The 24,473-nt window shown below is 63.3% G+C and carries 22 protein-coding genes; 13 read left to right on the plus strand and 9 right to left on the minus strand.

Features of this window, described 5'->3' with window-relative positions:
* Positions 1-3 precede the first annotated feature (3 nt).
* The 4 genes from rho to hutC all read right to left on the minus strand — a co-directional run bounded on the left by rho (position 4) and on the right by hutC (position 4,278).
* The gene (rho, locus tag GTP27_RS12930) at positions 4-1,266 is read right to left on the minus strand and encodes a transcription termination factor Rho (protein WP_155432799.1); all 1,263 of its coding nucleotides are present in this window, start codon (positions 1,264-1,266) and stop codon (positions 4-6) included.
* 129 nt (positions 1,267-1,395) lie between these two features.
* Entirely contained in the window at positions 1,396-1,722 is a 327-nt protein-coding gene (gene trxA, locus GTP27_RS12935; RefSeq protein WP_154375897.1) for a thioredoxin TrxA, read from the minus strand.
* A 225-nt stretch (positions 1,723-1,947) separates the two neighbouring features.
* Positions 1,948-3,549 (minus strand): ABC transporter substrate-binding protein, encoded by a 1,602-nt coding sequence (locus GTP27_RS12940; protein ID WP_161039594.1) that lies wholly within the window; start codon positions 3,547-3,549, stop codon positions 1,948-1,950.
* Between the two features lie 6 nt (positions 3,550-3,555).
* Positions 3,556-4,278, minus strand: a complete 723-nt coding sequence (gene hutC / locus GTP27_RS12945; RefSeq protein WP_161039595.1) for a histidine utilization transcriptional repressor HutC — start codon at positions 4,276-4,278, stop codon at positions 3,556-3,558.
* A 185-nt stretch (positions 4,279-4,463) separates the two neighbouring features.
* On the opposite strand from hutC, the gene ada reads away from it, so the two are divergent.
* Together ada and GTP27_RS12955 are read left to right on the plus strand one after the other, a co-directional pair.
* Positions 4,464-5,555, plus strand: coding sequence for a bifunctional DNA-binding transcriptional regulator/O6-methylguanine-DNA methyltransferase Ada (gene ada, locus GTP27_RS12950; RefSeq protein ID WP_161039596.1), 1,092 nt, complete (start codon positions 4,464-4,466; stop codon positions 5,553-5,555).
* Positions 5,552-6,400, plus strand: coding sequence for a 2OG-Fe(II) oxygenase (locus GTP27_RS12955; RefSeq protein WP_371865920.1), 849 nt, complete (start codon positions 5,552-5,554; stop codon positions 6,398-6,400). The genes ada and GTP27_RS12955 overlap by 4 nt, the downstream gene beginning before the upstream one ends.
* Here GTP27_RS12955 and msbA read toward each other — a convergent pair.
* Positions 6,385-8,211 (minus strand): lipid A export permease/ATP-binding protein MsbA, encoded by a 1,827-nt coding sequence (gene msbA / locus GTP27_RS12960; protein ID WP_161039597.1) that lies wholly within the window; start codon positions 8,209-8,211, stop codon positions 6,385-6,387. The genes GTP27_RS12955 and msbA overlap by 16 nt on opposite strands.
* A gap of 107 nt (positions 8,212-8,318) precedes the next feature.
* Between msbA and GTP27_RS12965 the strand changes: the two genes are divergently transcribed.
* The 8 genes from GTP27_RS12965 (at position 8,319) to GTP27_RS13000 (ending at position 20,151) form a co-directional block, all read left to right on the plus strand.
* A complete protein-coding gene (locus GTP27_RS12965) occupies positions 8,319-10,028 on the plus strand; it encodes an amidohydrolase (RefSeq protein WP_161039598.1) in 1,710 nt (569 codons plus the stop codon).
* A gap of 157 nt (positions 10,029-10,185) precedes the next feature.
* Complete coding sequence (hutU, locus tag GTP27_RS12970) at positions 10,186-11,889, plus strand: urocanate hydratase (RefSeq protein ID WP_161039599.1); 1,704 nt, start codon at positions 10,186-10,188, stop codon at positions 11,887-11,889.
* Between the two features lie 21 nt (positions 11,890-11,910).
* Positions 11,911-13,464 (plus strand): histidine ammonia-lyase, encoded by a 1,554-nt coding sequence (gene hutH, locus GTP27_RS12975; RefSeq protein ID WP_161039600.1) that lies wholly within the window; start codon positions 11,911-11,913, stop codon positions 13,462-13,464.
* A 13-nt stretch (positions 13,465-13,477) separates the two neighbouring features.
* A complete protein-coding gene (gene hutG, locus GTP27_RS12980) occupies positions 13,478-14,266 on the plus strand; it encodes an N-formylglutamate deformylase (protein WP_161039601.1) in 789 nt (262 codons plus the stop codon).
* Positions 14,263-15,636, plus strand: a complete 1,374-nt coding sequence (locus GTP27_RS12985) for a formimidoylglutamate deiminase (protein WP_161039602.1) — start codon at positions 14,263-14,265, stop codon at positions 15,634-15,636. The genes hutG and GTP27_RS12985 overlap by 4 nt, the downstream gene beginning before the upstream one ends.
* Positions 15,633-16,208 carry a HutD/Ves family protein gene (locus GTP27_RS12990; RefSeq protein WP_161039603.1) on the plus strand — a complete coding sequence of 192 codons (576 nt, stop codon included), beginning with the start codon at positions 15,633-15,635 and terminating at the stop codon, positions 16,206-16,208. The genes GTP27_RS12985 and GTP27_RS12990 overlap by 4 nt, the downstream gene beginning before the upstream one ends.
* A gap of 12 nt (positions 16,209-16,220) precedes the next feature.
* The gene (gene hutI / locus GTP27_RS12995; RefSeq protein WP_161039604.1) at positions 16,221-17,432 is read left to right on the plus strand and encodes an imidazolonepropionase; all 1,212 of its coding nucleotides are present in this window, start codon (positions 16,221-16,223) and stop codon (positions 17,430-17,432) included.
* An 85-nt stretch (positions 17,433-17,517) separates the two neighbouring features.
* The gene (locus GTP27_RS13000) at positions 17,518-20,151 is read left to right on the plus strand and encodes a zinc-dependent metalloprotease (RefSeq protein ID WP_161039605.1); all 2,634 of its coding nucleotides are present in this window, start codon (positions 17,518-17,520) and stop codon (positions 20,149-20,151) included.
* Positions 20,152-20,166: 15 nt separating this feature from the next.
* Here GTP27_RS13000 and GTP27_RS23630 read toward each other — a convergent pair whose 3' ends face one another.
* From GTP27_RS23630 to GTP27_RS13010, 3 genes are all read right to left on the minus strand, one after another.
* Positions 20,167-20,343 carry a hypothetical protein gene (locus tag GTP27_RS23630; protein WP_202416759.1) on the minus strand — a complete coding sequence of 59 codons (177 nt, stop codon included), beginning with the start codon at positions 20,341-20,343 and terminating at the stop codon, positions 20,167-20,169.
* Between the two features lie 66 nt (positions 20,344-20,409).
* Positions 20,410-20,901: a GNAT family N-acetyltransferase gene (locus tag GTP27_RS13005; RefSeq protein WP_161039606.1), complete on the minus strand. Its 492-nt coding sequence runs from the start codon at positions 20,899-20,901 to the stop codon at positions 20,410-20,412.
* Between the two features lie 3 nt (positions 20,902-20,904).
* Positions 20,905-21,819, minus strand: coding sequence for a DMT family transporter (locus tag GTP27_RS13010; RefSeq protein ID WP_161039607.1), 915 nt, complete (start codon positions 21,817-21,819; stop codon positions 20,905-20,907).
* A 167-nt stretch (positions 21,820-21,986) separates the two neighbouring features.
* Here GTP27_RS13010 and GTP27_RS23635 point away from each other — a divergent pair, with 167 nt between their 5' ends.
* Positions 21,987-22,124: a hypothetical protein gene (locus GTP27_RS23635; protein WP_202416760.1), complete on the plus strand. Its 138-nt coding sequence runs from the start codon at positions 21,987-21,989 to the stop codon at positions 22,122-22,124.
* On the opposite strand, the gene GTP27_RS13015 is transcribed toward GTP27_RS23635, so the two are convergent.
* Positions 22,121-22,558 carry an Mpo1 family 2-hydroxy fatty acid dioxygenase gene (locus GTP27_RS13015; protein WP_161039608.1) on the minus strand — a complete coding sequence of 146 codons (438 nt, stop codon included), beginning with the start codon at positions 22,556-22,558 and terminating at the stop codon, positions 22,121-22,123. The two genes, GTP27_RS23635 and GTP27_RS13015, sit on opposite strands and share 4 nt — an antisense overlap.
* A gap of 99 nt (positions 22,559-22,657) precedes the next feature.
* Between GTP27_RS13015 and GTP27_RS13020 the strand changes: the two genes are divergently transcribed.
* Positions 22,658-23,266 carry a DNA-deoxyinosine glycosylase gene (locus tag GTP27_RS13020; protein ID WP_161039609.1) on the plus strand — a complete coding sequence of 203 codons (609 nt, stop codon included), beginning with the start codon at positions 22,658-22,660 and terminating at the stop codon, positions 23,264-23,266.
* Positions 23,267-23,416: 150 nt separating this feature from the next.
* Positions 23,417-24,442: a hypothetical protein gene (locus GTP27_RS13025; RefSeq protein ID WP_161039610.1), complete on the plus strand. Its 1,026-nt coding sequence runs from the start codon at positions 23,417-23,419 to the stop codon at positions 24,440-24,442.
* Positions 24,443-24,473: the final 31 nt, after the last annotated feature.

The raw sequence follows: 24,473 nt of genomic DNA on the forward strand, positions 1-24,473 counted from the left end.
GATTTAGCCGCCGCGCCTCATCATGTCGAAGAACTCACCGTTGTTCTTGGTGGCCTTCATCTTGTCGAGGATGAACTCCATCGCCTCGATCTCGTCCATCGAGTACAGCAGCTTGCGCAGTATCCAGATCTTCTGCAGCTGGTCAGGCTTGATCAGCAGTTCTTCGCGGCGGGTGCCCGATTTGTTCAGGTTGATCGCCGGATACACGCGTTTCTCGGCCAGACGGCGTTCCAGGTGCACCTCCATGTTGCCGGTACCCTTGAATTCTTCGTAGATCACGTCATCCATGCGCGAACCGGTTTCGATCAGCGCGGTAGCGATAATGGTCAGCGAACCGCCTTCCTCGATATTACGTGCAGCACCGAAGAAGCGCTTAGGACGTTGCAGCGCGTTGGCATCCACACCGCCGGTCAGCACTTTGCCGGAAGCCGGGATCACGGTGTTGTAGGCACGCGCCAGACGGGTGATGGAGTCGAGCAGAATCACCACGTCTTTTTTCATTTCGACCAGGCGCTTGGCTTTTTCCAGCACCATCTCGGCAACCTGCACGTGGCGGGTGGCCGGCTCGTCGAAGGTGGAGGCGACCACTTCGCCGCGCACCGAGCGTTGCATTTCCGTCACTTCTTCCGGACGTTCGTCGATCAGCAGCACGATCAGGGTCACATCCGGATGGTTGGCAGTAATCGCATGGGCGATGTGCTGCAACATCACGGACTTACCGGATTTGGGCGATGCCACCAGCAGGCCGCGCTGGCCTTTGCCGATAGGCGAAATCAGGTCGACGATACGGCCGGTGATGTTTTCCGTACCGTTGATGTCACGTTCCAGACGCAGCGGCTCGTTCGGATGCAGCGGCGTCAGATTCTCGAACAATATGCGGTGTTTCGATGCTTCCGGCGATTCGCCATTGACCTTGTCCACCTTGACCAGGGCGAAATAGCGTTCGCCGTCTTTCGGGGTACGTACTTCACCTTCGATCGAATCACCGGTGTGCAGGTTGAAACGACGGATTTGCGAAGGCGAAATATAGATGTCGTCGGTCGACGCCATATAGCTGGCGTCGGGCGAACGGAGGAAACCGAAACCGTCGGGCAGCACTTCCAGAGCGCCGTCGCCGAAGATCTGTTCACCAGCCTTGGCGCGCTTTTTCAGGATAGCGAACATCAGCTCCTGTTTGCGCAGCCGGGCGGCGTTGTCGATATCAAGACCGATGGCCATCTCGAGCAGCGCCGAGACGTGTAAGGCCTTTAATTCAGATAAATGCATATGTGTTGAGTGTCCCGTGACGGGAAAGTAAAGGTAGGGGAGGGAACGACGTGGTGTTATTCAGAAGGCGACGTTGCGGGCGCAACGTCGTCCGTGCGGCCGCCGCAGCGGCTCTGCCAGATATTCTACTTAGATATTGCTGTCGATGAAAGAGGTCAGCTGACCTTTTGCCATGGCGCCAACTTTCTGGGCGGCGGCAACACCGTTCTTGAACAGAATCAGGGTAGGAATGCCACGGATGCCGAACTTGGCTGGCACAGCCTGGTTGGAGTCCACGTCCAGCTTGGCGATGGTCAGCTTGCCGTCGTATTCCTTGGCCACTTCTTCCAGGATCGGGGCGATGCTCTTGCATGGACCGCACCATTCAGCCCAGAAGTCTACCAGCACAGGGCGGTCGGACTTGAGCACGTCGGCTTCGAAGGATGCATCGGTAATGTGTTTGATATTTTCGCTCATATTTTCCTCAATCGAGGTTCTGTCGGATGAATAACGCCTGGGGATTATGCCACTAGTCAGCAAGGTCATCAGGGTTGCCTGGTGGGCAGCACATGGGGACCAAATGCGCGAATTCAATGTGCTAGAGGGGATGGCAACAAGATCGGCAGGCGAGGATGGCAGAAATAATAACCCATTTTTTAAAAATGTGCGGCAAATTGTCGCAGGGGCTGAAATTTTTCCCGTCTAGTGGCCGGCGGGGGCATTCTGTGCCGCGCTTTGCGTCGCGCTGCTGGTGCGCGGCGCTGTTGCCGGGGCAGGGCGCAGGCTGAGCACCAGCGCGCTGACGGCGCGGCGCTCGTCGGCTACCGGCTCGATATCGGCCAGCAGCCATAGCACGCTGCCGTCCGGGCAGGGCAGGCCGAGGATGGCGTCGGTCACGGGGGCAGCCGTCGCCAGTGCCAGTTGCAGCGGGTGGTTGCCGGCGTCGTAAAAACTGCCATCGGCACGCAGGGCCGGCCAGCATAGCTGCCCTGCGGGCGGCGCGGCCTGTGCCAGTATCTGCTGGGCGCGCGGGTTGGCGGCGCGGAGCTGGCCGTCGGGATCGAGCAGCAGCAGGGCACCGGCGGCGGCGTCCTGCAGGGTGCGCTGGCTGGCAGCTTGCGCGTGCACTGCGCTGTCGGCCGTGGCTGGGGTGGCGGCAGCGGGCGGCGCGTCACTGCTGGCAGGCGCGGCGCCGCGGGCTGCGGGGGCGGCATGCGGCAGCAGGCGGTGGCGCAGGCGCCAGAGCAGGCCGGCAATCAGCAGCAGCACCAGTGCCGGCAGCAGGGTAGGCAGATAGCGGCGCCAGCCTTGCTGCTGCTCGGGCTGATACAGGAAACCATCGAGCTTGAAGTCTTCCGGCAGCATGCCTTGCGCCATATAGCTGCTGGCGATGGCCTGCCAGCGCACGGGATCGCTGTAGCCGAGTTCCGTGCTGTCCTGCGCCAGCAGCGGCACGATGTGCTGGGCTTCGTACAGCAGGTGCTCGCGGCTGTGGCGCTGCGGATAGCGGGCGCGGATCAGGTCGACCATTTCGTCCGGATGCTGCATGGCGTAAGCCCAGCCGCGCAGGGTGGCGGCCCGCACGGCTGCCGCGCGTTGCGGGTGGTCGCGCAATTCGCTTTCGGTGGTGTACAGCACGTCGCCGTAGAAGTCGTCGCCCTGCGCGCGCGGCGTCAGGATCTGGTAGCCCAGGCTGCTGTGCTCGAGGATGTAGGGCGCTTCCGTGGTGTAGATGGACATGGCATCGACGCGGCCATCGAGCAGATCGTCGTAGCTGAAGTTGTGCGCTACCGGCAGCAGCGATTCGGTGGGCACACCCTGCTTGCGCAGGAATAGCGCCAGTTCTTCATTGTTCGGCGCCAGCATGATGCGGCTGTTCGGCCCCAGGCTGGCTTTGCCGCCGGCATCGCGCCGCACCAGCAGGGCCGCAGCCGAGTGCTGGTAGAGCGACGCCAGCACCACCACCGGCAGTCCGCGTGCGCGCGCTGCCAGCAGGGCGGTATTGCCGATGCCGTACTGGGCTTCGCCCTGCAGCACGGTTTGCAGGCTGTCCTGTCCGGGCCTCGCTTCCAGCAGCCGCACGTCCAGCCCCGCTGCGCGGTAATAGCCCTGATCCTGTGCGGCATAGTAGCCGGCGAACTGGAACTGGTGCAGCCATTTGAGCTGGATGGCGACGGTTTCGCCGGCGCTGGCGCTGGCGGCCAGCAGCAGGCCGAAGGCCAGACCGCTGCACAGGCGGCACAAAGGGGAAAGCCTGATAGCTATGCGGCGCACAAAGCAGACTGGTGAGCGGCGCATCGTCATGGTCTGCTAGTAGCCTACGCTGCCGGCAAACTGGTAGCGGTGGCCCGGATGCCACATGGTGGCGAGTGAGGCTACCTGGCCGTTGGAGCGGGTCTGGCGGCGCAGCACCAGACAGGGCTGGCGGGTGTCGATGGCCAGCATGTCGGCAATGTCGCGCGGGGCGGGCAGGGCTTCGATGCTGTAGGTGGCATCCTGCAGCGGTGCAGCACGCATCAGGTATTCATTCGGCGTGATGCTGGCGTAGTCCTGTTCCATATAGTCAGGCGCCAGCTTGGGGTTGGCCCAGCGGTCTTCCACCTGTATCGGCACGCCATTCTCGAAATGCACGATCACCGAATGGAACAATGGATGGCCGACCGGCAGATCGAACTGGCGGGCCAGCAGTTCGCTGGCCTTGCCGCGTTCCAGCTGCTGCAGGCTGCTGCGGTGGGCGTGGCCGCGCGCGCGGATTTCGTCGGCGATGGAGCGGATTTCCACCAGCGTGGCCTGCACCTTCTGTTGCGCCACGTAGGTGCCCGAGCCCTGACGGCGCGTGAGCACCTGCTCGGCGGTGAGTTCGCGCACGGCGCGGTTGACAGTCATGCGCGATACCCCGAACTGTTTGACCAGCGCCTGCTCGGACGGAATCACATCGCCTTCTTTCCAGGTGCCGTTGGCGATCTGGGAAAGCAGATAGTCCTTGATACGCTGGAATATCGGGGTATTTTCTGACTGTGCTACGGCTTCCAAACGGCTTCTCCGAGGGGCGCCGGACTGGCGCGCTGCGTTTCATTCTAGCATTGGCTGCTTGCCAGTTGAGCATCTTTGTGAATTTTTCTCATAGCGGCGTACAATTCAAAAGCAAGCGCCGGAGTGCGACGCTGCGCGGCGCCGGATAAGCTGGTGACCTACCTTATCCGAAGCAGGAGTCCAAGATGGGCAAGACAGCAAAGCACAGCACACAGTCCGACCCGGCCGCCGCCTACCAGAGCGAGGCGCAGCGCTGGGCCGCCGTGCAGCAGCGCGATGGCGCGGCCGACGGCATCTTCTGGTATTCGGTGCGCAGCACGGGCGTGTACTGCCGGCCCTCGTGCGGCGCCCGTCCCGCGCTGCGTCAGAACGTGGCCTTCCACGCCAGCCGCGCGGACGCAGAAGCGGCCGGTTTCCGCCCCTGCTTGCGCTGCAAACCGGATCAGCCGCCGCTGGCCGAACGGCAGGCCGCGCTGGTGGCGCAGGCCTGCCGCCTCATCGAACAGGCGGAAACTCCGCCCGAGCTCGATGCGCTGGCCGCCGCCGTGGGCCTGTCGCGTTTCCACTTCCACCGCATCTTCAAGGCTGTTACCGGCATTACGCCCAAAGCCTATGCCAGCGCCCAGCGCGCACGGCGGGTGCAGCAGGAACTGGGCGCCGCAGCCAGCGTGACGGACGCCATGTACGCCGCCGGCTACAATTCCAGTGGCCGCTTTTATGCCCAGTCGCCGGGTGTGCTGGGCATGACGCCGGGCGCCTACCGTGCCGGTGGCCGCGGCAGCCAGATCCGCTTTGCCATCGCCCAGTGCTCGCTGGGCGCGATACTGGTGGCCAGCACGGAGCAGGGCATCTGCGCCATCCTGATCGACGATGATCCGGCCTTCCTGCTGCGCGATCTGCAGGACCGCTTTCCTGCTGCCGAACTGCTGGGTGCCGACGCCGATTACGAACAGGTGGTGGCGCGCGTGGTGGGGATGGTGGAGCAGCCTTCGCTGGGGCTGGACCTGCCGCTCGATGTGCGCGGCACAGCCTTCCAGCAGCGTGTCTGGCAGGTGCTGCGCGAAATTCCGGCGGGTCAGACCGTCAGCTACGCCGAACTGGCGCAGCGCGTGGGCCTGCCGCGCGGCGCGCGCGCGGTGGCCAGTGCCTGTGCCGCCAATGCGCTGGCGGTGGCGATCCCCTGCCATCGCGTGGTGCGCAATGATGGCAGCATTTCCGGCTATCGCTGGGGAGTGGAACGCAAAGCCCAGTTACTGGAACGGGAGGCACAGCAGTGAAAAACGGTGAACTCGATTTTGCTGCCGGTGCCGCGCCGCGTGCGTCGCGCAAGGTAGCGCCGCTGAGCGTGGCGGCCGATGCGGCGCAAGCACAGAACCCGGCGCAGCATCAGGCCCGTCGTGCTGTGGGCGCTGCGGCCGGCATTGCCGTGCACGTGGCGGGGCTGGACTGGCAGGCCATCGAGGCGGAGTTGCTCAGCCATGGCTATGCCACCGTGCCCGGCATGCTGACGGCCGAGGAGTGCAGCGCCATGGCGGCGCAATACGCCCAGCCGGAGCTGTTCCGCAGCCGCGTGGTGATGGCGCAGCATGGCTTTGGCAGCGGCGAGTACCAGTATTTCCGCTATCCGCTGCCGTCCATGGTGGTGGCGCTGCGCCAGTCGCTGTATGGCCCGCTGGCCCAGATCGCCAACCGCTGGCATGAACTGCTGGGCGTGGCCAGCCGGTTCCCTGCCGAGCACACGGAATTTCTGGCGCGCTGCCATGCGGCGGGCCAGCAGCGTCCTACGCCTTTGCTGCTGCAGTATCAGTCCGGGGATTACAACTGCCTGCATCAGGATCTGTATGGCGAGCAGGTGTTTCCGCTGCAGGCGGCCATTTTGCTGAGCGAGCCGGGACGCGATTTCACCGGAGGCGAACTGGTGCTGACAGAACAGCGTCCGCGCCTGCAGTCGCGGGTGGAAGTGGTGCCGTGGCAGCGTGGCGATCTGGTGATTTTCCCCGTCGATCAGCGCCCCGCGCAGGGTGGGCGGGGCGTGTACCGCGTGCATATGCGTCACGGCGTGAGCCGGCTGCGCAGCGGCCGCCGGCACACGCTAGGGATTATTTTTCACGACGCTGCCTGAACGCTTTTCTGGGTCTGGTACAGTCGCGCATAGATGCCGTTATGGCCCAGCAGTTCGGCGTGGCTGCCCACTTCGGCAATGCGGCCACCGTCCAGTACCACGATGCGGTCGGCATTTTCGATGGTGGACAGACGGTGCGCAATCACCACCGTGGTACGGCCTTGCATCAGCACTTCCAGCGCCGCCTGCACCAGACGTTCCGATTCCGTATCCAGCGCGCTGGTGGCCTCGTCGAGGATCAGTATCGGTGCGTTCTTGTACAGCGCCCGTGCGATCGCCAGCCGCTGGCGCTGGCCGCCGGACAGGCGCAGGCCGTTTTCCCCCACTGAAGTTTGATAGCCCTCGGGCTGGCGGGCGATGAATTCGTGCGCATGGGCGGCGCGCGCTGCCGCTTCGATGCGCTGCTGCGAAGGCTGCGGGTCGCCATAGGCAATATTGGCCGCCAGCGTATCGTTGAACAGCACCACATCCTGACTGACCAGCGCAATCTGGCTGCGCAGCGAAGCCAGACGGTAATCGCGCAGATCGACGCCGTCGAGGCGGATGCAGCCGCCGCTGACATCGTAGAAGCGCGGCAGCAGGCCGGCCAGCGTGGTCTTGCCGCTGCCCGAACTGCCCACCAGTGCCACCGTTTCACCGGCAGCGATATCGAGCGAGACGCCGTCGAGGGCAGGTCTGGCGTCGGCGTCGCTGCTGTAGCGGAAGCTGACCTGCTCCAGCTGCAGGTGGCCGCTAGCCCGTTCGATCTGGCGCGTGCCGGTATCGGCTTCCGCTTCCGTGTCGATCAGGCCGAACACGGATTCGGCCGCCGCCATGCCGCGCTGCATAGGCTCGTTAATCTTGGTCAGGTTCTTGATCGGCGACTGCATTGCCATCAGCGAGGACATGAAGGCCACGAAGGCGCCAGGGGAGAGGGCGCCAGCCTGCGCGCGCAGCAGGGCAAAGTAGATCACCGAGGACAGGGTAATCCCGATCAGCAGCATGATGATGCCGGAGTTGAGCGCCGAGGTGGCGGCATGCTTGACGGCCAGCTGGCGGTTCAGCTTGACCACGCTGTCGAAGCGTTGCTGTTCGTAGTGCTGGCCGCCGAAGATTTTGACCACGCGCTGGCCGCTGATGCTTTCGTCCAGCACATTGGTCAGCTCGCCCATGGCGGCTTGCGCGCTCTTGCTCAGGTGGCGCATGCGGCGGCCGGCAAAGGTGACGATGGCCGCCACCAGCGGCAGCAGGCCCAGACAGAACAGGGCTAACTGCCAGTCGATGATGAATAGCGTGGTGAGATAGCCTATGGTGGCTACGCTGTCGCGCATGGCCACGTTGAACACGGTGATCACGGCTTGCGCCACCTGCGCCGCATCGAAGGCCACGCGCGACAGGGTGGTGCCGGTGGACGACTGGTCGAAATAGCCGTTAGGCAGGCGCATGATGCGGGCGAACATGACCTCACGCAGATTGGCCTGCACCCGGCTACTCAGCCATGCGGCGCCGTATTCGGCGGCAAAGCTCGATATCATGCGCATGATGGCCAGTGCCAGTATCACGGCGGGTATGGCCCACAGGCTGGCGTGGGCGGGATTCTGCGGCAGCAAACGGCCCAGCCACTCCTGCATTTCGGCCAGCAGGCCGCTGGCAGGGCGGGCCGCCATCAGGCTGTGGTTAGGGGCCAGCGCATCGACCACGTTCTGCAGCTGGCGGATCAGCATGACGTCGGCGGCGGCAGCCAAGGCGACGGCGATCAAGGTTACGCCAGCAATCCACAGATAGGGGCGGAACTGCTGGAGCAGACGTAAATAGAGTAATCGGCTGGACACGGGTTGTGGTGAGAGAGCGGCGAATCCGACATTGTAACCAGAGTTTGATTGACCCCGGCCTAAACTTCGCTACACTCTGGTACTAGGTTCCGGAATGGAGAGTATCGATGCGCACTACCTTTTTCACGCCAGCCCCCATGGCTGGTGCCGTTCGTCAGGCTTGGATTACCACGCTGCTCGTTGCTGGACTGGGCGCGCTTGCGCCGCTGGCGCAGGCCGACACGATTATCGATCACGCCAACGGCTACACGCTGACAGCCGATGGCACGCTGCTGCGCTTCACTTCGCTGGCCTTCGATGATCTGGGCAAGATTGTGGCGGTAGGTAGCGAAAAGGATACAGCGGCGCGTCTGCCCAAGGCGGAACACATCGACGCGCAGGGTAAAACCATGCTGCCGGGGCTGATCGACGCCCACGGCCATGTGTTCGAGCTGGGCGAGATCGCCTCCGGCGTGGAACTGTTCAATGCCACCTCCGTGGGCGGCGCGGTGCGCACGGTTGCCGAGTTTGCCCGCGCCCATCCGCGCAAGGCATGGGTGATAGGGCGGGGCTGGAATCAGGAAAACTGGAAGCTGGGGCGCTTCCCCACGGCGGCCGAACTCGATGCCCAGGTCAATGACCGGCCCGTGCTGCTGCACCGCGTCGATGGTCATGCCATCTGGGTCAATACCAAGGCGCTGGAAATGGCCGGTGTGGGCCGCGATACGCCGGACCCGAAAGGCGGCAAGATAGAACGCGATGCGGCCGGACGTCCTACCGGCGTGCTGGTCGATGCTGCCATGGAGCTGGTGGAGAAAGTGGTGCCGCTGGCGACGCCGGCCGAAGCGCGCAGCATGCTCGATAACGCGCTGGCGATACTGGCAAAAATGGGCCTGACCAGCGTGCACGATGCCGGCATCAAGGTGGCGCAGGATGATCTGTACCGCGACTATGCCGACCATGGCAAGCTAACTACCCGTGTCTACGCCATGATAGGCGATACCGGCGCCGACTTCGACGAACTGGCCAAGGATGGCCCGCTGCGTTCCTACGGTAACGACGTGTATGCGCTGGCTGCCGTCAAACTGTATTCGGATGGTGCGCTCGGTAGCCGTGGTGCGGCCCTGCTGGCGCCGTATTCGGATATGCCATCGACCAAGGGTCTGCTGTTCTATCCGCAGGCCGAAATGCTGGCCAAGATGGGCAAGGCCATGAAGGCCGGCTATCAGGTGAATGTGCACGCGATTGGCGATGCCGGCAACCGCCAGATCCTCGACGCCTATGCCCAGCTGATCCCTAAATATAACGGGGCGGAGCTGCGCCACCGCATCGAACATGCGCAGGTGGTGACGCTGGACGATATCCCCCGCTTCAAGACGCTGGGCGTAATTCCGTCCATGCAGCCTACCCATGCTACCTCGGACCAGAACATGGCAGAGCAGCGCGTGGGTTCCGAGCGCATCAAGGGTGCCTATGCGTGGCGCACCTTCCTCGATCAGGGTTCGCGCATCGCCTGCGGTTCCGATTTCCCGGTCGAGTCGCCCAATCCCTTCGAGGGGCTGCATGCGGCTGTGACGCGGCAGAACAATGCCGGCCAGCCGGCTGGTGGCTGGTATAAAAATCAGGCCATGACGCTGACCGAAGCGCTGCGCTGCTTCACGCTCGATGCTGCCTATGCGGCCCGGCAGGAAAACGTGATCGGCTCGCTGGAAGCCGGCAAATGGGCGGATTTCATCCTGATCGACCGCGACCTGTTCAAGCTGCCGCCTGAGCAGATAGGCAAGACGCAGGTACTGCAGACCTGGATGGGCGGCAAGCGCGTGTACAAGCGCCAGTAAGGCTGCTGCCACCGCCGGCAAAAATCGGTTGACTTGGTTGTATATACAACTTATGCTGTGATCAAGCGCTGGAGGTGCTCGCCCCTGCCTGCCTGTTTTTTATGCATGGCTCAGGGGCGGCGGCTGCCAGCCCCCACTCACCCGATCAGGAGCCAGCATGACCAGTCATTTAGACAGCGATCCCCGTTTCGACGCCAGCCGTGAAATCCGCGCCCCGCGCGGTGCCGAGCGCACCTGCAAGAACTGGGGCGCCGAGGCGGCCTACCGCATGATCCAGAATAATCTCGATGCGGAAGTGGCGGAAAATCCTCAACATCTGGTGGTGTATGGCGGCATCGGCCGCGCGGCCCGCAACTGGGCCTGCTACGACCAGATTCTGGCCTCGCTGCGCGAACTGGAAGATAACCAGACCCTGCTGATCCAGTCGGGCAAGCCGGTGGGCGTGTTCCAGACCCATGAAGATGCGCCGCGCGTACTGATCGCCAATTCCAATCTGGTGCCGAAGTGGGCCAACTGGGAGCACTTCAACGAACTCGATCGCAAGGGCCTGTTCATGTACGGCCAGATGACGGCCGGCAGCTGGATCTACATCGGCACCCAGGGCATCGTGCAGGGCACCTTCGAAACCTTTGCCGAAGCGGGGCGCCAGCATTTTGGCGGCGACCTGAAAGGCCGCTGGGTACTCACCGCCGGTCTGGGCGGCATGGGCGGCGCGCAGCCGCTGGCCGCCACCATGGCCGGCGCCGTGTCGCTCAATATCGAGTGCCAGCAGAGCAGCATCGATTTCCGTCTGCGCACGCGCTATCTGGACAAGCAGGCCGCCAGCATCGACGAGGCGCTGGAACTGGTACGCCAGCACAAGGCCAACGGCGATGCCATCTCCATCGGCCTGCTGGGCAATGCCGCCGATGTGCTGCCGGAACTGGTGCGCCGCGCCCGCGCGCAGGGACTGGTGCCGGATGTGGTGACCGACCAGACCTCGGCCCACGATCTGATCAACGGCTATCTGCCGCAGGGCTGGACGGTGGCGCAGTGGAAGGCTGCGCAGCAGGATGCCAGCCGCCACGCCGAACTGAAAGCCGCCGCCGCCGCTTCCTGCGCCGTGCACGTGCAGGCCATGCTGGACTTCCAGTCGCTCGGTGCCAAGGTAGTCGATTACGGCAACAACATCCGTCAGGTCGCATACGATCAGGGTGTGCAGAACGCCTTCGACTTCCCCGGCTTCGTACCTGCCTATATCCGCCCGCAGTTCTGCGAAGGCCGTGGCCCGTTCCGCTGGGTGGCGCTGTCGGGCGATCCGGAAGATATCTACAAGACCGACGCCAAAATCAAGGAGCTGTTCCCGCACCATGCGCAGGTGCACCGCTGGCTGGACATGGCGCGCGAGCGCATTGCCTTCCAGGGGCTGCCGGCGCGTATCTGCTGGCTGGGTCTGGGCGAGCGCCATATTGCCGGTCTGGCGTTTAACGAAATGGTGCGCAAGGGCGAACTGAAAGCGCCCGTGGTGATCGGCCGCGACCACCTCGATACGGGTTCCGTGGCCAGCCCTAACCGCGAAACCGAAAGCATGAAGGATGGCACGGACGCCGTGTCGGACTGGCCGCTGCTGAACGCGCTGCTCAATACCGCCGGTGGCGCCACCTGGGTGTCGCTGCACCATGGCGGCGGCGTAGGCATGGGCTACTCGCAGCACTCCGGCGTGGTGATCGTGGCCGATGGTACCGAGGCTGCTGCCAAGCGGCTGGCCCGCGTGCTGGTCAACGATAGCGGCACGGGCGTTATGCGCCATGCCGACGCTGGCTACGAAACGGCGATCGCCTGCGCCAAGCGCAATGGCCTGAACCTGCCGATGATTCCTTAAGAACCGAACCGGATACCACATATGACTCACACTGTAACTGCACTCACTCTGAACCCGGGCGCTCTGACGCTAGCCGAACTGCGCGCCGTCTGGCGTGCTGCCGGACCGCTGTCGCTGGCGGCAGCAGCCTATCCTGTCATCGCAGCCTCGGCTGCAGCCGTGCAGGCCATCGTCGCCAAAGGCGATGCGGCCTACGGCATCAACACCGGCTTCGGTCTGCTGGCCAAAACCCGCATTCCGGACGATAAGCTGGAACAGCTGCAGCGCAACCTGATCCTGTCGCACTCGGTCGGCACGGGCGAGCTGATGTCGGACGCCGTCTGCCGCCTGATCATGCTGATGAAAATCGGCAGTCTGGCGCGCGGTTACTCCGGCGTGCGCCCGCTGATTATCGATACCCTGATTGCGCTGTACAACGCCGGCATCATGCCGGCCATTCCGGCCAAAGGTTCGGTTGGCGCCTCGGGCGATCTGGCGCCGCTGTCGCACATGACGCTGGCCATGCTGGGCGTGGGCGAGGTGCGCGTCAACGGCCAGCTGATGCAGGCCGCCGATGCGCTCAAAGCGGCGAACATTGCGCCGGTGGTGCTGGCTGCCAAAGAAGGTCTGGCCCTGATCAACGGCACCCAGGTATCGACGGCGCTGGCGCTGCACGGCCTGTTCATGGCCGAGCGCCTGCTGGAAGCGGGCATGGTGACGGGCGCGCTGTCGCTGGACGCGGCCAAGGGTTCCGATGCGCCGTTCGACGCCCGCGTGCACGCAGTGCGCGGCCAGCCGGGGCAGATTGCCGCAGCTGCCATCTACCGCGAACTGGTCAGCAATAGCGCCATCCGTGCCTCCCATCTGGTGGGCGACGAGCGCGTGCAGGACCCGTATTGCCTGCGTTGCCAGCCGCAAGTCATGGGCGCCTGCCACGACATCATCGCCAATGCCTCGCGCACGCTGCTGATCGAGGCCAATGCCGTGACCGACAATCCGCTGCTGTTCAAGGACGGCGAACTATCGGTGGTGGTTTCGGGCGGTAACTTCCATGCCGAGCCGGTGGCGTTTGCAGCCGATACGCTGGCGCTGGCCATCGCTGAAATCGGCAGCATCTCGGAGCGCCGCATTGCGCTGCTGATCGACGCTACCCTGTCCGGCCTGCCGCCATTCCTGGTGCGCGAACCGGGCGTGAATTCGGGCTTCATGATCGCCCACGTGACGGCCGCTGCACTGGCCTCGGAAAACAAGGCTATGGCGCATCCGGGCAGCGTGGATACCATTCCTACCTCGGCCAATCAGGAAGACCACGTCAGCATGGCGACTTACGCGGCGCGCCGTCTGGACGACATGGCGCACAATACCGCCGTTATCCTCGGCATCGAACTGCTGGCCGGTGCACAGGGCATAGACTTCCACCGTCCGCTGAAAACCTCGCCGCAGCTGGAACACGTGCATGCGCAGCTGCGTAGCCGCGTACCGTTCTACGATGCCGACCGTTTCTTCGCGCCCGATATCGAAGCGGCCAAAGGCATGGTGCTGCGCGGTGATCTGAGCGCTTCGTGCCAGGCGCTGTTCGCAGCGCTGGGCCATTAACAGGGGGAGGGGCATGGACTTCCGTTTCAATGCAGGCAGCCTACCCTTGCTGGTGTCCATGCCGCATGTGGGTACCGATATCCCCGACGAGATCGCGGCGCAGATGACGCCGGCCGGAGCCGACCGGCAGGACACCGACTGGCATCTGGTGCGGCTCTACGAATTTCTCGGCGAGATGGGCGCATCCACCCTGTCGGCGCGCTGGTCGCGCTATGTGATAGATCTGAACCGGCCACCGGAAGACAGCAATCTGTATCCTGGGCAGGACACCACAGGCCTGTGCCCCGTCGATACCTTCCACCGAGAAGCGCTGTACCGCGACGGCTGCCTGCCCGATCAGGCGGAAGTACAGCGCCGTCTGGCTGCCTACTGGCAGCCGTATCATGCCCGGCTGCGCAGCGAACTCGATCGCCTGCTGGCCCTGCATGGCCGCGTGGTGCTGTGGGATGCGCATTCCATCGCCTCCATCGTGCCGCGTTTCTTCGAAGGCAAACTGCCGGACCTGAATTTCGGCACGGCCGATGGCAAGAGCTGCGCTCAGGGCCTGTCCGACGCCGTGGTGGCACAGGCGCTGGCGCAGGAGCACTACAGCATCGCCGTCAACGGCCGTTTCAAGGGTGGTCACATCACGCGCCACTATGGCCGTCCGGCGTCGAATGTGCATGCCATCCAGCTGGAAATGTGCCAGTCCACCTATATGGACGAGCAGGCGCCGTATGGCTACCGTGCCGATCTGGCCGCGCAGGTGCAGGGCGTGCTGCGCGCCATGCTGCAGGCCGCCGCCGACTGGAGCCGGGCATGAGCCGGCAGAATCAGCTGCTGGCGCGTCACGCGCTGCTGCCGCAGGGCTGGCGCAACGATGTGCTGATCGAATGGGATGCCGCCGGCACCATCACGGCGCTTACGCCCGATGCGGTGGCCGCCGAATATGTGCCAGAAGTACGCTATGTCCTGCCGGGCATGATCAACCTGCATTCGCACAGCTTCCAGCGGGCGCTGGGCGGACGCACGGAAAAAGCGGGTGCGGGGCGCGACAGCTTCTGGACGTGGCGCGAACTGATGTACCGTTTTGCCCGCAACATCACGCCCGAGCAGATGGAAGCCATCGCAGCCCAGCTGTTCGTCGAATGTCTGTGCCATGGTTACACCTCGCTGTGCGAATTTCATTACGTGCAGCGTGCGCCCGATGGCAGCATGTATGCGCAGCCGGCCGAAACGGCGCAGCGCGTGATTGCCGCTGCGCGGCTGGCCGGCATAGGGATGACCATGCTGCCGGTGCTGTACAGCTATTCCGGCTTTGGCGAACAGCCATTGAAGGCCGAACAGCAGCGTTTCCGTACCGATGCCGCCGATGTATTGCGCATGATCGAAGCGCTGGAACCACTGCGCGACGCCCAGACCGAAGTGGGCGTGGCGCCCCATTCGCTGCGCGCCGCTACGGCGCAGCAGATCAATGCCGTGCTGGCGGCCTTGCCTGCCAGCCGTCCCGTCCACATCCACATTGCCGAGCAGATGGCCGAAGTGCAGCAGGCGCTGGACTGGTGTGGCCGCCGCCCTGTGCAGCATCTGTACGATCAGGTGGCGGTGGATCAGCGCTGGTGCCTGATCCATGCCACCCATCTGCTGCCGGATGAAGTGCAGAGCATGGCGCGCAGCGGAGCCGTGGCGGGCCTGTGCCCGACCACGGAAGCCAATCTGGGCGATGGCCTGTTCCCGCTCGAGCAATTCCTGTCGCTGGGCGGGCGCTTCGGCGTGGGCAGCGATTCGCATATTTCGCAAAGCGCAGTGGAAGAACTGCGCTGGCTCGAATATGGCCAGCGTTTGCAGCAGCAGCGGCGTAATATTGCAGTATCGGACAGCGAACGCAATGTCGGCGATTTCCTCTGGCAGCGTGCCCTGCAGGGCGGTGCTCAGGCCAGTGGCCGCCCCGTGGGTGCGCTGGAAGTAGGGCGTCGCGCCGATCTGGTGGTGGCGGACGAGGATCATCCGAATCTGCACGCGCTGGCGCTCGATGAAGTGCTGGGCAGCTTTATCTTCAGCGGCAACGACAATCTGGTGCGCGATGTGATGGTCGGCGGCCGCTGGCTGGTGCAGCGTGGCCAGCACGTGGCGCAGCAGGAGATTGCGGCACGCTTCAAACAGACTTTGACTGAACTGCGGGAGTTACGATGAGCCAGCTTATCCAGTATGCCAGCCTGCGTCCCATGCCATGGAAAAATGGCGGCGGCAGCACCACCGAAATGCTGGTTTCGCCAGCCGCTGCCGGTTTCGATACGTTCGACTGGCGCATCAGCCTCGCGACGATATCCGCAAGCGGTCCGTTTTCCGTCTTCGCCGGCATAGACCGTACGCTGGCACTGGTCGATGGCGATGGCGTGCTGCTCGATTTTGGCGACCAGCGCTTTGTGCTCAGCCCCAGCGAACCGGTCATCGAGTTCGACGGCGAAGCGGCGGTGCACGCCACGATGGCGGGCGGTACTACCACGGATTTCAACGTCATGACGCGGCGCGGCGTTTGCCGTCACCGGCTGCAACTACAGGTGGTGCGCGGCAGCGAGCCGCTCAAGCGCCGCGCGGCGACCACGCTGCTGTTCCTCGCCGACGGCGAAGGGCTGACGCTGAGCAGCGAGCGCGAACGCATTGCCATGGTGCGCTATGACCTGCTGGTGCTGGACGACGGGCAGGAGTGGAGCATGGACGCGGCGCAGGCGACGGTGTTTGTCGTCGATATTATCAATCACTAGGAAGCTGCCAAGATGTGGGATGTGTTGTTTACCAATGTGCATCTGGCTACCATGGTCGATGGCTATGGCGAAGTACGCGATGGCGCCATCGCCGTCAAGGATGGCAGGATTGCGTGGCTGGGCCGGATGGACCAGCTGCCGGCCGCAACGCGGGCGGCCAGCGTGCACGACGGCGCCGGCTGCTGGCTCACGCCTGGTCTGATCGACTGCCATACCCACATCGTCCACGCCGGCAACCGCAGCGACGAATTCGAGGCGCGGCTGAACGGCGCTAGCTATGAAGATATCGCCCGTGCCGGTGGCGGCATCATGTCCACCGTGCGCGCCACCCGCGCAGCGAGCGAGGACGAACTACTGCAGGCCAGCCTGCCGCGTCTGCGCAGCCTGCTGGCAGAAGGGGTGACCACGCTGGAAATCAAGTCCGGCTACGGCCTGACGCTGGAATCGGAAGCGGCCATGCTGCGCGTGGCGCGCCGCATCGGGCGCGAGCTGCCGGTCGATGTAGCGACTACCTTCCTCGGCGCCCATGCCGTGCCGCCCGAGTTTGCCGGCCGTGCCGATGATTACGTGGATGCCGTGTGCGCCATGATGGCGCCGCTGGCGGAACAAGGGCTGATCGACGCGGTGGATGCCTTCTGCGAGCGCATCGGTTTCACCCCAACCCAGACCGAGCGCGTGTTTGCTGCTGCCCGCGCACTGGGCCTGCCCGTCAAGCTGCATGCCGAGCAGCTGTCCGATCAGGCCGGCGCTGCATTAGTCGCGCGCTATCAGGGCCTGTCGGCCGATCATCTGGAACACCTGAGCGCCAGTGGTATTGCCGCCATGGCCGCTGCCGGTACGGTAGCGGTGCTGCTGCCCGGCGCCTACTACTTCCTGCGCGATACCCGGCCGCCGCCGGTAGCAGAACTGCGCGCCGCCGGTGTGGCCATGGCTGTTGCAACCGACTGCAACCCCGGCACCTCGCCCATGACCTCTTTGCTGCTGGCGATGAATATGGTCTGCACCTTGTGGCGTCTGACGCCGCTGGAAGCGCTGGCCGGTTGCACGCGCCACGCCGCCCGCGCACTGGGGCGGGCCGACAGCATCGGTACGCTGGAAGTGGGCAAGCAGGCCGATTTCGCTCTGTGGCGTATCGCCCGTCCGGCCGACCTGTCCTATGCCATCGGGCATAACCCCTGCTGCGGCGTGGTGCAGCGCGGGATGTTGCGTACACCTCAAATTTAGAGGATAGCCTCGGCAAATTTTACGGAATAGAACGGGCGATCGGTTACAGTATGCGATGCTTGTTTTTTAACGTATCAGGAAGCCCATGTTAGTCGTGAATTCCCTCCGCGCCGCCATTCTGTTGACGCTGGGTGCCAGCGCACTGGCGCAGGAGCCGGTCCATCCCCAGCCAGCACCGCATACGCCGGAAGGCCAGACTGCACCTGCCGCCGCGCCCGCTGCCCCGGCCGCTGCTTTGGCCGCGCTGCAGACTCCGCCCGGCGCACGTCCGTTTGCCGAAGTAGTGCGTGGTGCGGCGCATGTTGCCGGTTTCCTCGGCCTGTATCAGAAAGAGGAAAAGGTCTGGATGGAGCTGCGCCCCGAGCAGTTCGACCGCCCTCTGTTCATGACGGTGAATACGCCTAACGGCATAGGCGAACGGGGCATCTACGGCGGTCAGATGGGGATGAGTCAGGTGGTGGTATTCCATCGCGTGGGTCCGCTGGTGCAGCTGATTGCCAAGAATACGAGTTATGGCGCCAAAGCCGGCACGCCGCAGGCACTGGCGGTGGCGCAGGCTTATTCCGATAGCCTGCTGGCGATAGCGCCGGTGCTTAGCGGCCCGCATCCGCAGAATGGCGCCATCCTGATCGACGCCAGTACGCTGCTATTCGGTGATATGGCTTCCTACGGTACCCGGCTGGAAACGGCGTTCCGCCTGCCATACTCGGCAGATGCACGCAACAGCAGCTTCCAGAGCCTGCGTTCAGACGACACTATGACGGGCCTGCAAGTGCAGGCACACTATTTTGTGCCGCGTCTGCCCGCTGCCCCGGCCACGCCGGCGGCGGCGCAGGCCAGCGGCTACGCGCCACCTACCACGCTGCCCGACGCGCGCAGCCTGTTCCTCGGTTTCTATTACAGCTTCATGCCGCTGCCGGCCCAGCCTATGGCGGGCCGCCCGGCGGACGAGCGTATCGGCCATTTCGTCCGTACCTCGCATGATTTTTCCGATGACATCACGCCGACCACCGCCGTGCATCTGGTGGAGCGCTGGCGGCTGGAGAAGCTCGATCCGGCGCTGCCGCTGTCGGCGCCCAAGCAGCCCATCGTCTACTGGATCGATGCGAATGTGCCGCATAAATACCGTGAAGCCGTGCGTCAGGGCGTACTGGCATGGAATGCCGCTTTCGAGCGCATAGGCTTCAAGGATGCCATCGTGGTGAAGCAGCAGAGCGAAACGGACCGCTTCGATACCATGGACGTGCGCCATGCGTCGGTGCGCTGGTTCTTCGGTAACGACGTGGCTTTTTCGCTAGGCCCGCGGCAGGTCGATCCCCGCAGCGGCGAGATCCTCGATGCCGATGTCGCTGTGTCGGATGTCTTTGCCCGTGGTGCGCGGCGCCAGATTGCCAGCGATGCGCTGGCTGCGCCGGAGGATCGCTGTCAGTATCAGGATGGTGTGACCACCGAGCTGGAGTTCGCCATGGGCCTGCTGTCGGCACGCGGCGAGACGGATATGGCCGGACCGCAGGCGGAGGCGCTGGCACAGGCCTATGTGCGCGCCGTGGTGATGCACGAGATCGGCCACACGCTGGGCTTGCGCCACAACTTCCGCGCTTCCACCGTGTATAGTCTGCAGCAGCTGCAGGACCCGGAGTTCACCCAGAAGCATGGCATGGCCGGCTCCGTGATGGACTACACGCCGTTCAATCTGGCTATCAAGGGCGAGCCGCAGGGCGAGTATGTGCCGTCGGCGCTGGGACCTTACGATTACTGGGCGATCGAATATGCCTACAAGCCTATCGACGCCGCGCAGGAGAAAGAAGAACTGGCCCGCATCGCTGCCCGCTCCGGTGAGCCCGAGCTGGCCTTCGGTTCCGATCTGGAGGCTGGCGGCTTCAATACCGATCCCGATGTGAACTCCTACGATCTGGGCAGCGATCCGCTGGCCTATGTGCAGCGCCGGCTGGCCATGTCGCGCGAGCTGTGGGACCGGCTCGAACACCGCACGCTGAAGCCGGGCGAGAGCTACGACAGTCTGCGCCGCAGTTTCGAGAACGGCTATCAGCAGTATGCGCGCACCTTGCCGCTGGCGGTGAAGTACATCGGTGGCGTGAGCTATGTGCACGACCATGCCGGTACTGGCCGTGCTGCATTCACGCCCGTGCCGCTGGCACGCCAGCGCGCTGCTCTGCAGATGATTACGGGCAGCCTGTTCAAAGCGGACAGCCTGCATTTTTCGCCCCAGCTGGTGAGCCGGCTGACGCCGGAAGCGTTCGAGCTGACGGCGCGGCCCGATGTGTCGATAGCGGCGCGTGTGCTGGCGTTGCAGACGGCGGCACTGGACCAGCTGATGTCCGATGCGGTGGCTACGCGCCTGATCGATTCGCTGGAAAAACTGGACGACAAGCGGCAGGCACTGAGTCTGGATGAGCTGTATGGCAGCCTGCAGTCCAGCATCTGGAGCGAGCTGCAAAGCGGCAGGGAGATCACGGCGGCGCGGCGCAATCTGCAGCGCGAGCATCTGAAGCGGCTGTGTGCCAGCCTGCTGCGCAACCCTACGCCGACGCTGGCTGATGCGCGCAGCCTGCAGCGCCAGCATGCCTTGCAGTTGCAGCGCGCGTTACGCGCGGCCCAGAGCCGCAAGGCGAGCCGCGAAGTACAGGCCCATCTCGCTGAAGCCTACGAAACCCTGAGCCAGACGCTGAAAGCGCCGCTGCTGCGGACGGGCACCTGATGGCGTCTGCCGGGGCTAGAGCGAGCGCAGGCGGGAACGCACTTGCACCACTTCACGGTGCAATAGCCGCTCGGCCTGAAAGTCGTTTTCACGCTGGGCGGCAATAATCGCCAGCGCGCGGTTGCAGCGCTGCAACCGTGCGCGCAGATAGGCTTTATAAAGTGTGATGGCAAAAGGCGGCAAGGTTAGCATGACAGTCTCCGGCGCGGGCTTCAACCGGTATTCTGCAAGCTCACTGCCGCCGCACTTTGCGGCGTATCAAGTGCCAGCGGACATATGGTTGAGTGCATTGCCCGTAACGCGGCAGATGCGCCATTCGGGCAGCAGTTCGGCGCCCATGCCCTGATACAGATTGATGGCGTTGGTATTCCAGTCCAGCACCGACCACTCGAAGCGGCCGCAATCGCGTTCCACCGCCAGCTTGGCCAGCGCCACCAGCATCTGCTTGCCGTAGCCGCGGCCGCGGCTTGCCTGTTTGACGTACAGATCTTCCAGATACAGGCCTTTCTTGCACAGGAAGGTGGAGAAATTATGGAAGAACAGGGCAAAAGTCACCACCTCGCCATCCACTTCGCCGACGATGGCTTCGCACACGGGGCGGTCGCAGAACAGGCTGTTATGCAGCAGGTCCGGGGTAGCCACTACCATGTGTTCGAGTTTTTCGAACACGGCCAGTTCGTAAATCATGCCGAAGATGGCTACAACGTCGGCCGGCGTGGCCGGGCGGATGTGCAGATTGCTAGTGCTCATAGTTTAGTCCGTGCTGGTGGAGGGAGAAGGGCTATCGGATTGCAGCGCCCAGGCGACGCTGGAAATGCACAAAATCATGCCCAGCCATTCGAGCGGGCCGGGACGGTAGTGTTCGAGCTGGATGGACAGCAGCACCGAAATCACCGGCGTCACCACGCCGATATACACGGCTTTGTGCGAGCCGATGCGGTGGATCAGGGTGAAATAGGCGGCGAATGCAATCACCGAACCGAACAGCGACAGATACAGCAGGCCGCCCCAGTAGGGCAGGCCGTGCGGCAGGCGGAAGGACTGGCCGCTGGCTAGCACCCACAGCGCCACCAGCAGGCTACCCCAGAGCATGGACCACGCCATGGTCAGCAGCACATTGGGCGATTGCTCGCGTACCTTGATGACTACCACGTTGCCGACCGAGCTGGCGATGGTGGCGGTCAGCGCCAATACCAGCCCTAGCAGGAAGTGGCCATTGCCGCCCGTGCGCAGTTCCGCCCAGGCCGCGCCGATAGACTGGTAGAACAGCAGGCTGACCCCGGCAATCGCTACGGCACCGGCGCTCCAGGTGCGCCAGCCCAGCGGCGTGCCGAGGAAGATGCGGTTGAGGATGGGATTCCAGAACACCATCAGGGCAAACAGCACGGCCACCAGACCGGATACCAGATACTGCTCCGAGGTGTAGGTGCAGATATAGCTGATGCCGAAAGTGGCGCAGCCTTGCAGCAGCATCCAGCGCTGCACGCGCCAAGGCATGCGCAGGCGGTCGCCGCGCGCCAGGCACCAGCCGAACAGCACGGCGGCGGACAAGGCAAAACGGTAGACCACGGAAACCGCTGGCGGAACGTCGCCCAGTTGCAGGGTGATAGCGAAAAAGGTGGAGCCCCAGATCAGGCAGGCAATCAGAAACAGAATAGGAGAGGACATCGGACGAGTATAGCGGGCGGCGGCATTGCTTGCCTAGCGGATAAATTTTGTTGCGACGCAACAGCTAATGTCTGAGCGCCGCCGAAATTTGTATCATTGCGTAAAAATTGGGCATTTTGTAGAAAATGCAAGTATGATGGAATGACGCATCATCGAAGGAGGGCGCCATGACTACCGCGCTACAGATCAAAGTTGTCGGCCTACTGGGCTATGTTGCAGTCAGCACCGCGCTGGTGCTGATGCTGCCTGACGACGATGTGCACAATGCCGCGCAAACCCTGTTTGCGCTGGCCAGTCTGCGTTAATACGCCAGCCGCAGGCGGCGATACAGGAAACCCAGCACGAACAGGGGACCGATCAGCAAAAAGCGCAGATCATCGAAGAACGAGGGTTTTTTGCCTTCGATCTTGTGGCCGATGAACTGGCCTACCCATGCCAGCACGAACACACCGAGCGACACTGGCAGAATTTCTGCCGGCGGCAGCACGGCCAGGATGGCCAGCATGCTGCCCGCCATCAGCAGCATGCCCAGCGCAAACGGGCGCGACAGCTTGAAGTAATAGGCCAGCGACGCCACCACCACGCTGATCGCAACGATAGGGTGGACGGACCACAGCAGCCCCAGCAGCGTGAACACGATGGTGGGTACGCAGATGATGTGTATCCATTCGTTAGTGGGATGCAAGTGACTGGCGCTGTATTGCTCCAGCAGCACGTCGATGGTGCGGGTCGAGGGCATGGCGTTCTCCGTTGTAGTCGTCATACTTTTTAGTACGATCGTGCGATGAATTCTACACGCAGTCTGCGGCCATGGCGCAGCTTGCGTAGAATGCATGCTATGGAAACCACACTTGCCAGCCCAAACGCGGACGCTGCGGCGCCACTGGCGCAGGCGGCGACATCGGCGGCATCGCAACCGCCACCCGAGGACACGCGTCAGCGCTGCTTTGCGCCGGTGGTGGACGGACGCACGCGTCTGCTGATACTGGGTAGTCTGCCCGGCGTACAGTCGCTGGCCAAGGCGCAGTATTACGGCAACCGGCAGAATGCCTTCTGGCGGCTGATGTCGGAGGTGCTGGAGCGTGATCTGGTGGGGCTGGACTACGCGGCGCGGCTGCAGGCGCTGCTCGCTCAGGGGGTGGGCCTGTGGGATGTGGTGGCCGAGGCCCGGCGGGCCGGTAGTCTCGATAGCGCCATCCGCCAGCGTGACGATAATGATCTGCCAGCCTTGCTGGCGCGCTATCCGGCCATACAGACCATAGGCTTTAATGGCGGCATGGCTGCCAAACTGGGGCTGAAGATTCTGGGCGTACGGGCGGCGCACTACCACATAGTTGCTCTGCCATCGAGTAGTCCCGCCTATACTTTGCCCTATGCTGAAAAATGCCTGCATTGGCAGAAATTGAAATGGCCACTGCAGGAAGCGAATCATAGAAGCGGAGCGTAACGCTCCGCCCGCTGCATTTCCTTGCCGGGCTGCATGCAGGTCGGTCAGTTGAGAAACCCGGTCATCGCCAAGAGCTAACAAACATAAAAATTTTGTTACTTATAGCCACAGGCAATACCTGAGTAATTAACTGATTAAGAACCAGCCTAAATGCACATAAATTCATCGACTGCACCCATCGCAAAATTCGTCCAGCCAGTAAATACCCGATCCACGTCCATTTTTAAGCAAAGCCAGCAGACGGCGAGTTCGCACAGCAGAGTTTCTCCGCTACAAGCAAAAATTCCGGCTCTGCAGCCGTCGCTGCCAAGTCGTGCCATGCGGGTAATGCCAACCGGGCCAGAAGTTTCTGGCCCGATGCCCCAGCGGCGCAAGGAGCAGCAAGCTGTCTATGCGATTGCTTGCGTAGCGGCATCTGGTTCGGCCAAGCCTGCGCTATCGTTGCAGCGTGGTCAGGGTGACAGGGGAGAAAAGGCTATCCCTCAGGCTGAACCGTACCTGTGTTCAACTGAGGAAAAAGAAAAACCACGTTCCAGAAAATATCACGAACTGTCTGACGGGGAATCAGGCAGCGATGATCCGCAAGTGCTTTATCGGGCACTGCGCGAGGATGAGGATCCGGCAAAAGGTCTCAGGGCGCCGTATGGATTTGATCCGTCCATCTCCGGGCAAGCACACGTTGCTGCCGGCTCGCGGGCAAAAAAGAAGAGCCGCTTCGTGTCTGCTTCGCGCAGTATCAAGCCGCCTGCTGCCTGGCAAAACGAGGGCGGCTTAGTCGTCAAATTTAAGCGGCCAGCTAGCGGGAAGGTATATGACCTGACCCGTCTTGAAGATAGAAAGAAAATTTTCGCTAGTCCCAATGGCCGTATCGCCAATTCTGCCAAAGCCTCGCAAGAGGTGATCTTTACGGGAACTGTTCCACCCCAGGATATCATCAAGGTCTATAAGGTGGTCGAGGAATCCAACGACCAGAGTTACCAGAGCATCCGCGCAAACCCCTATATGAAGGCGGTGCGCACACGGCGCAAAGCGGACGAGGAGCCGCGCCGTTTAGTGCTGCTCGCACAGAAATTCAATCCCGCTGATGTCGCGCACGGTGCTGTTCTTCCCCGAAAAAAAATCACTGTGCCAGCCAGTCATGGCAGCAAGGTGGGCAGGTTGCCATTGCGGCCCTAATGATCAGCCACTGCGGCCGTACTGCTGCTCT

Source organism: Duganella qianjiadongensis, assembly GCF_009857915.1.
In the GTDB taxonomy this organism is placed as follows: Bacteria; Pseudomonadota; Gammaproteobacteria; order Burkholderiales; family Burkholderiaceae_D; genus Rugamonas; species Rugamonas qianjiadongensis.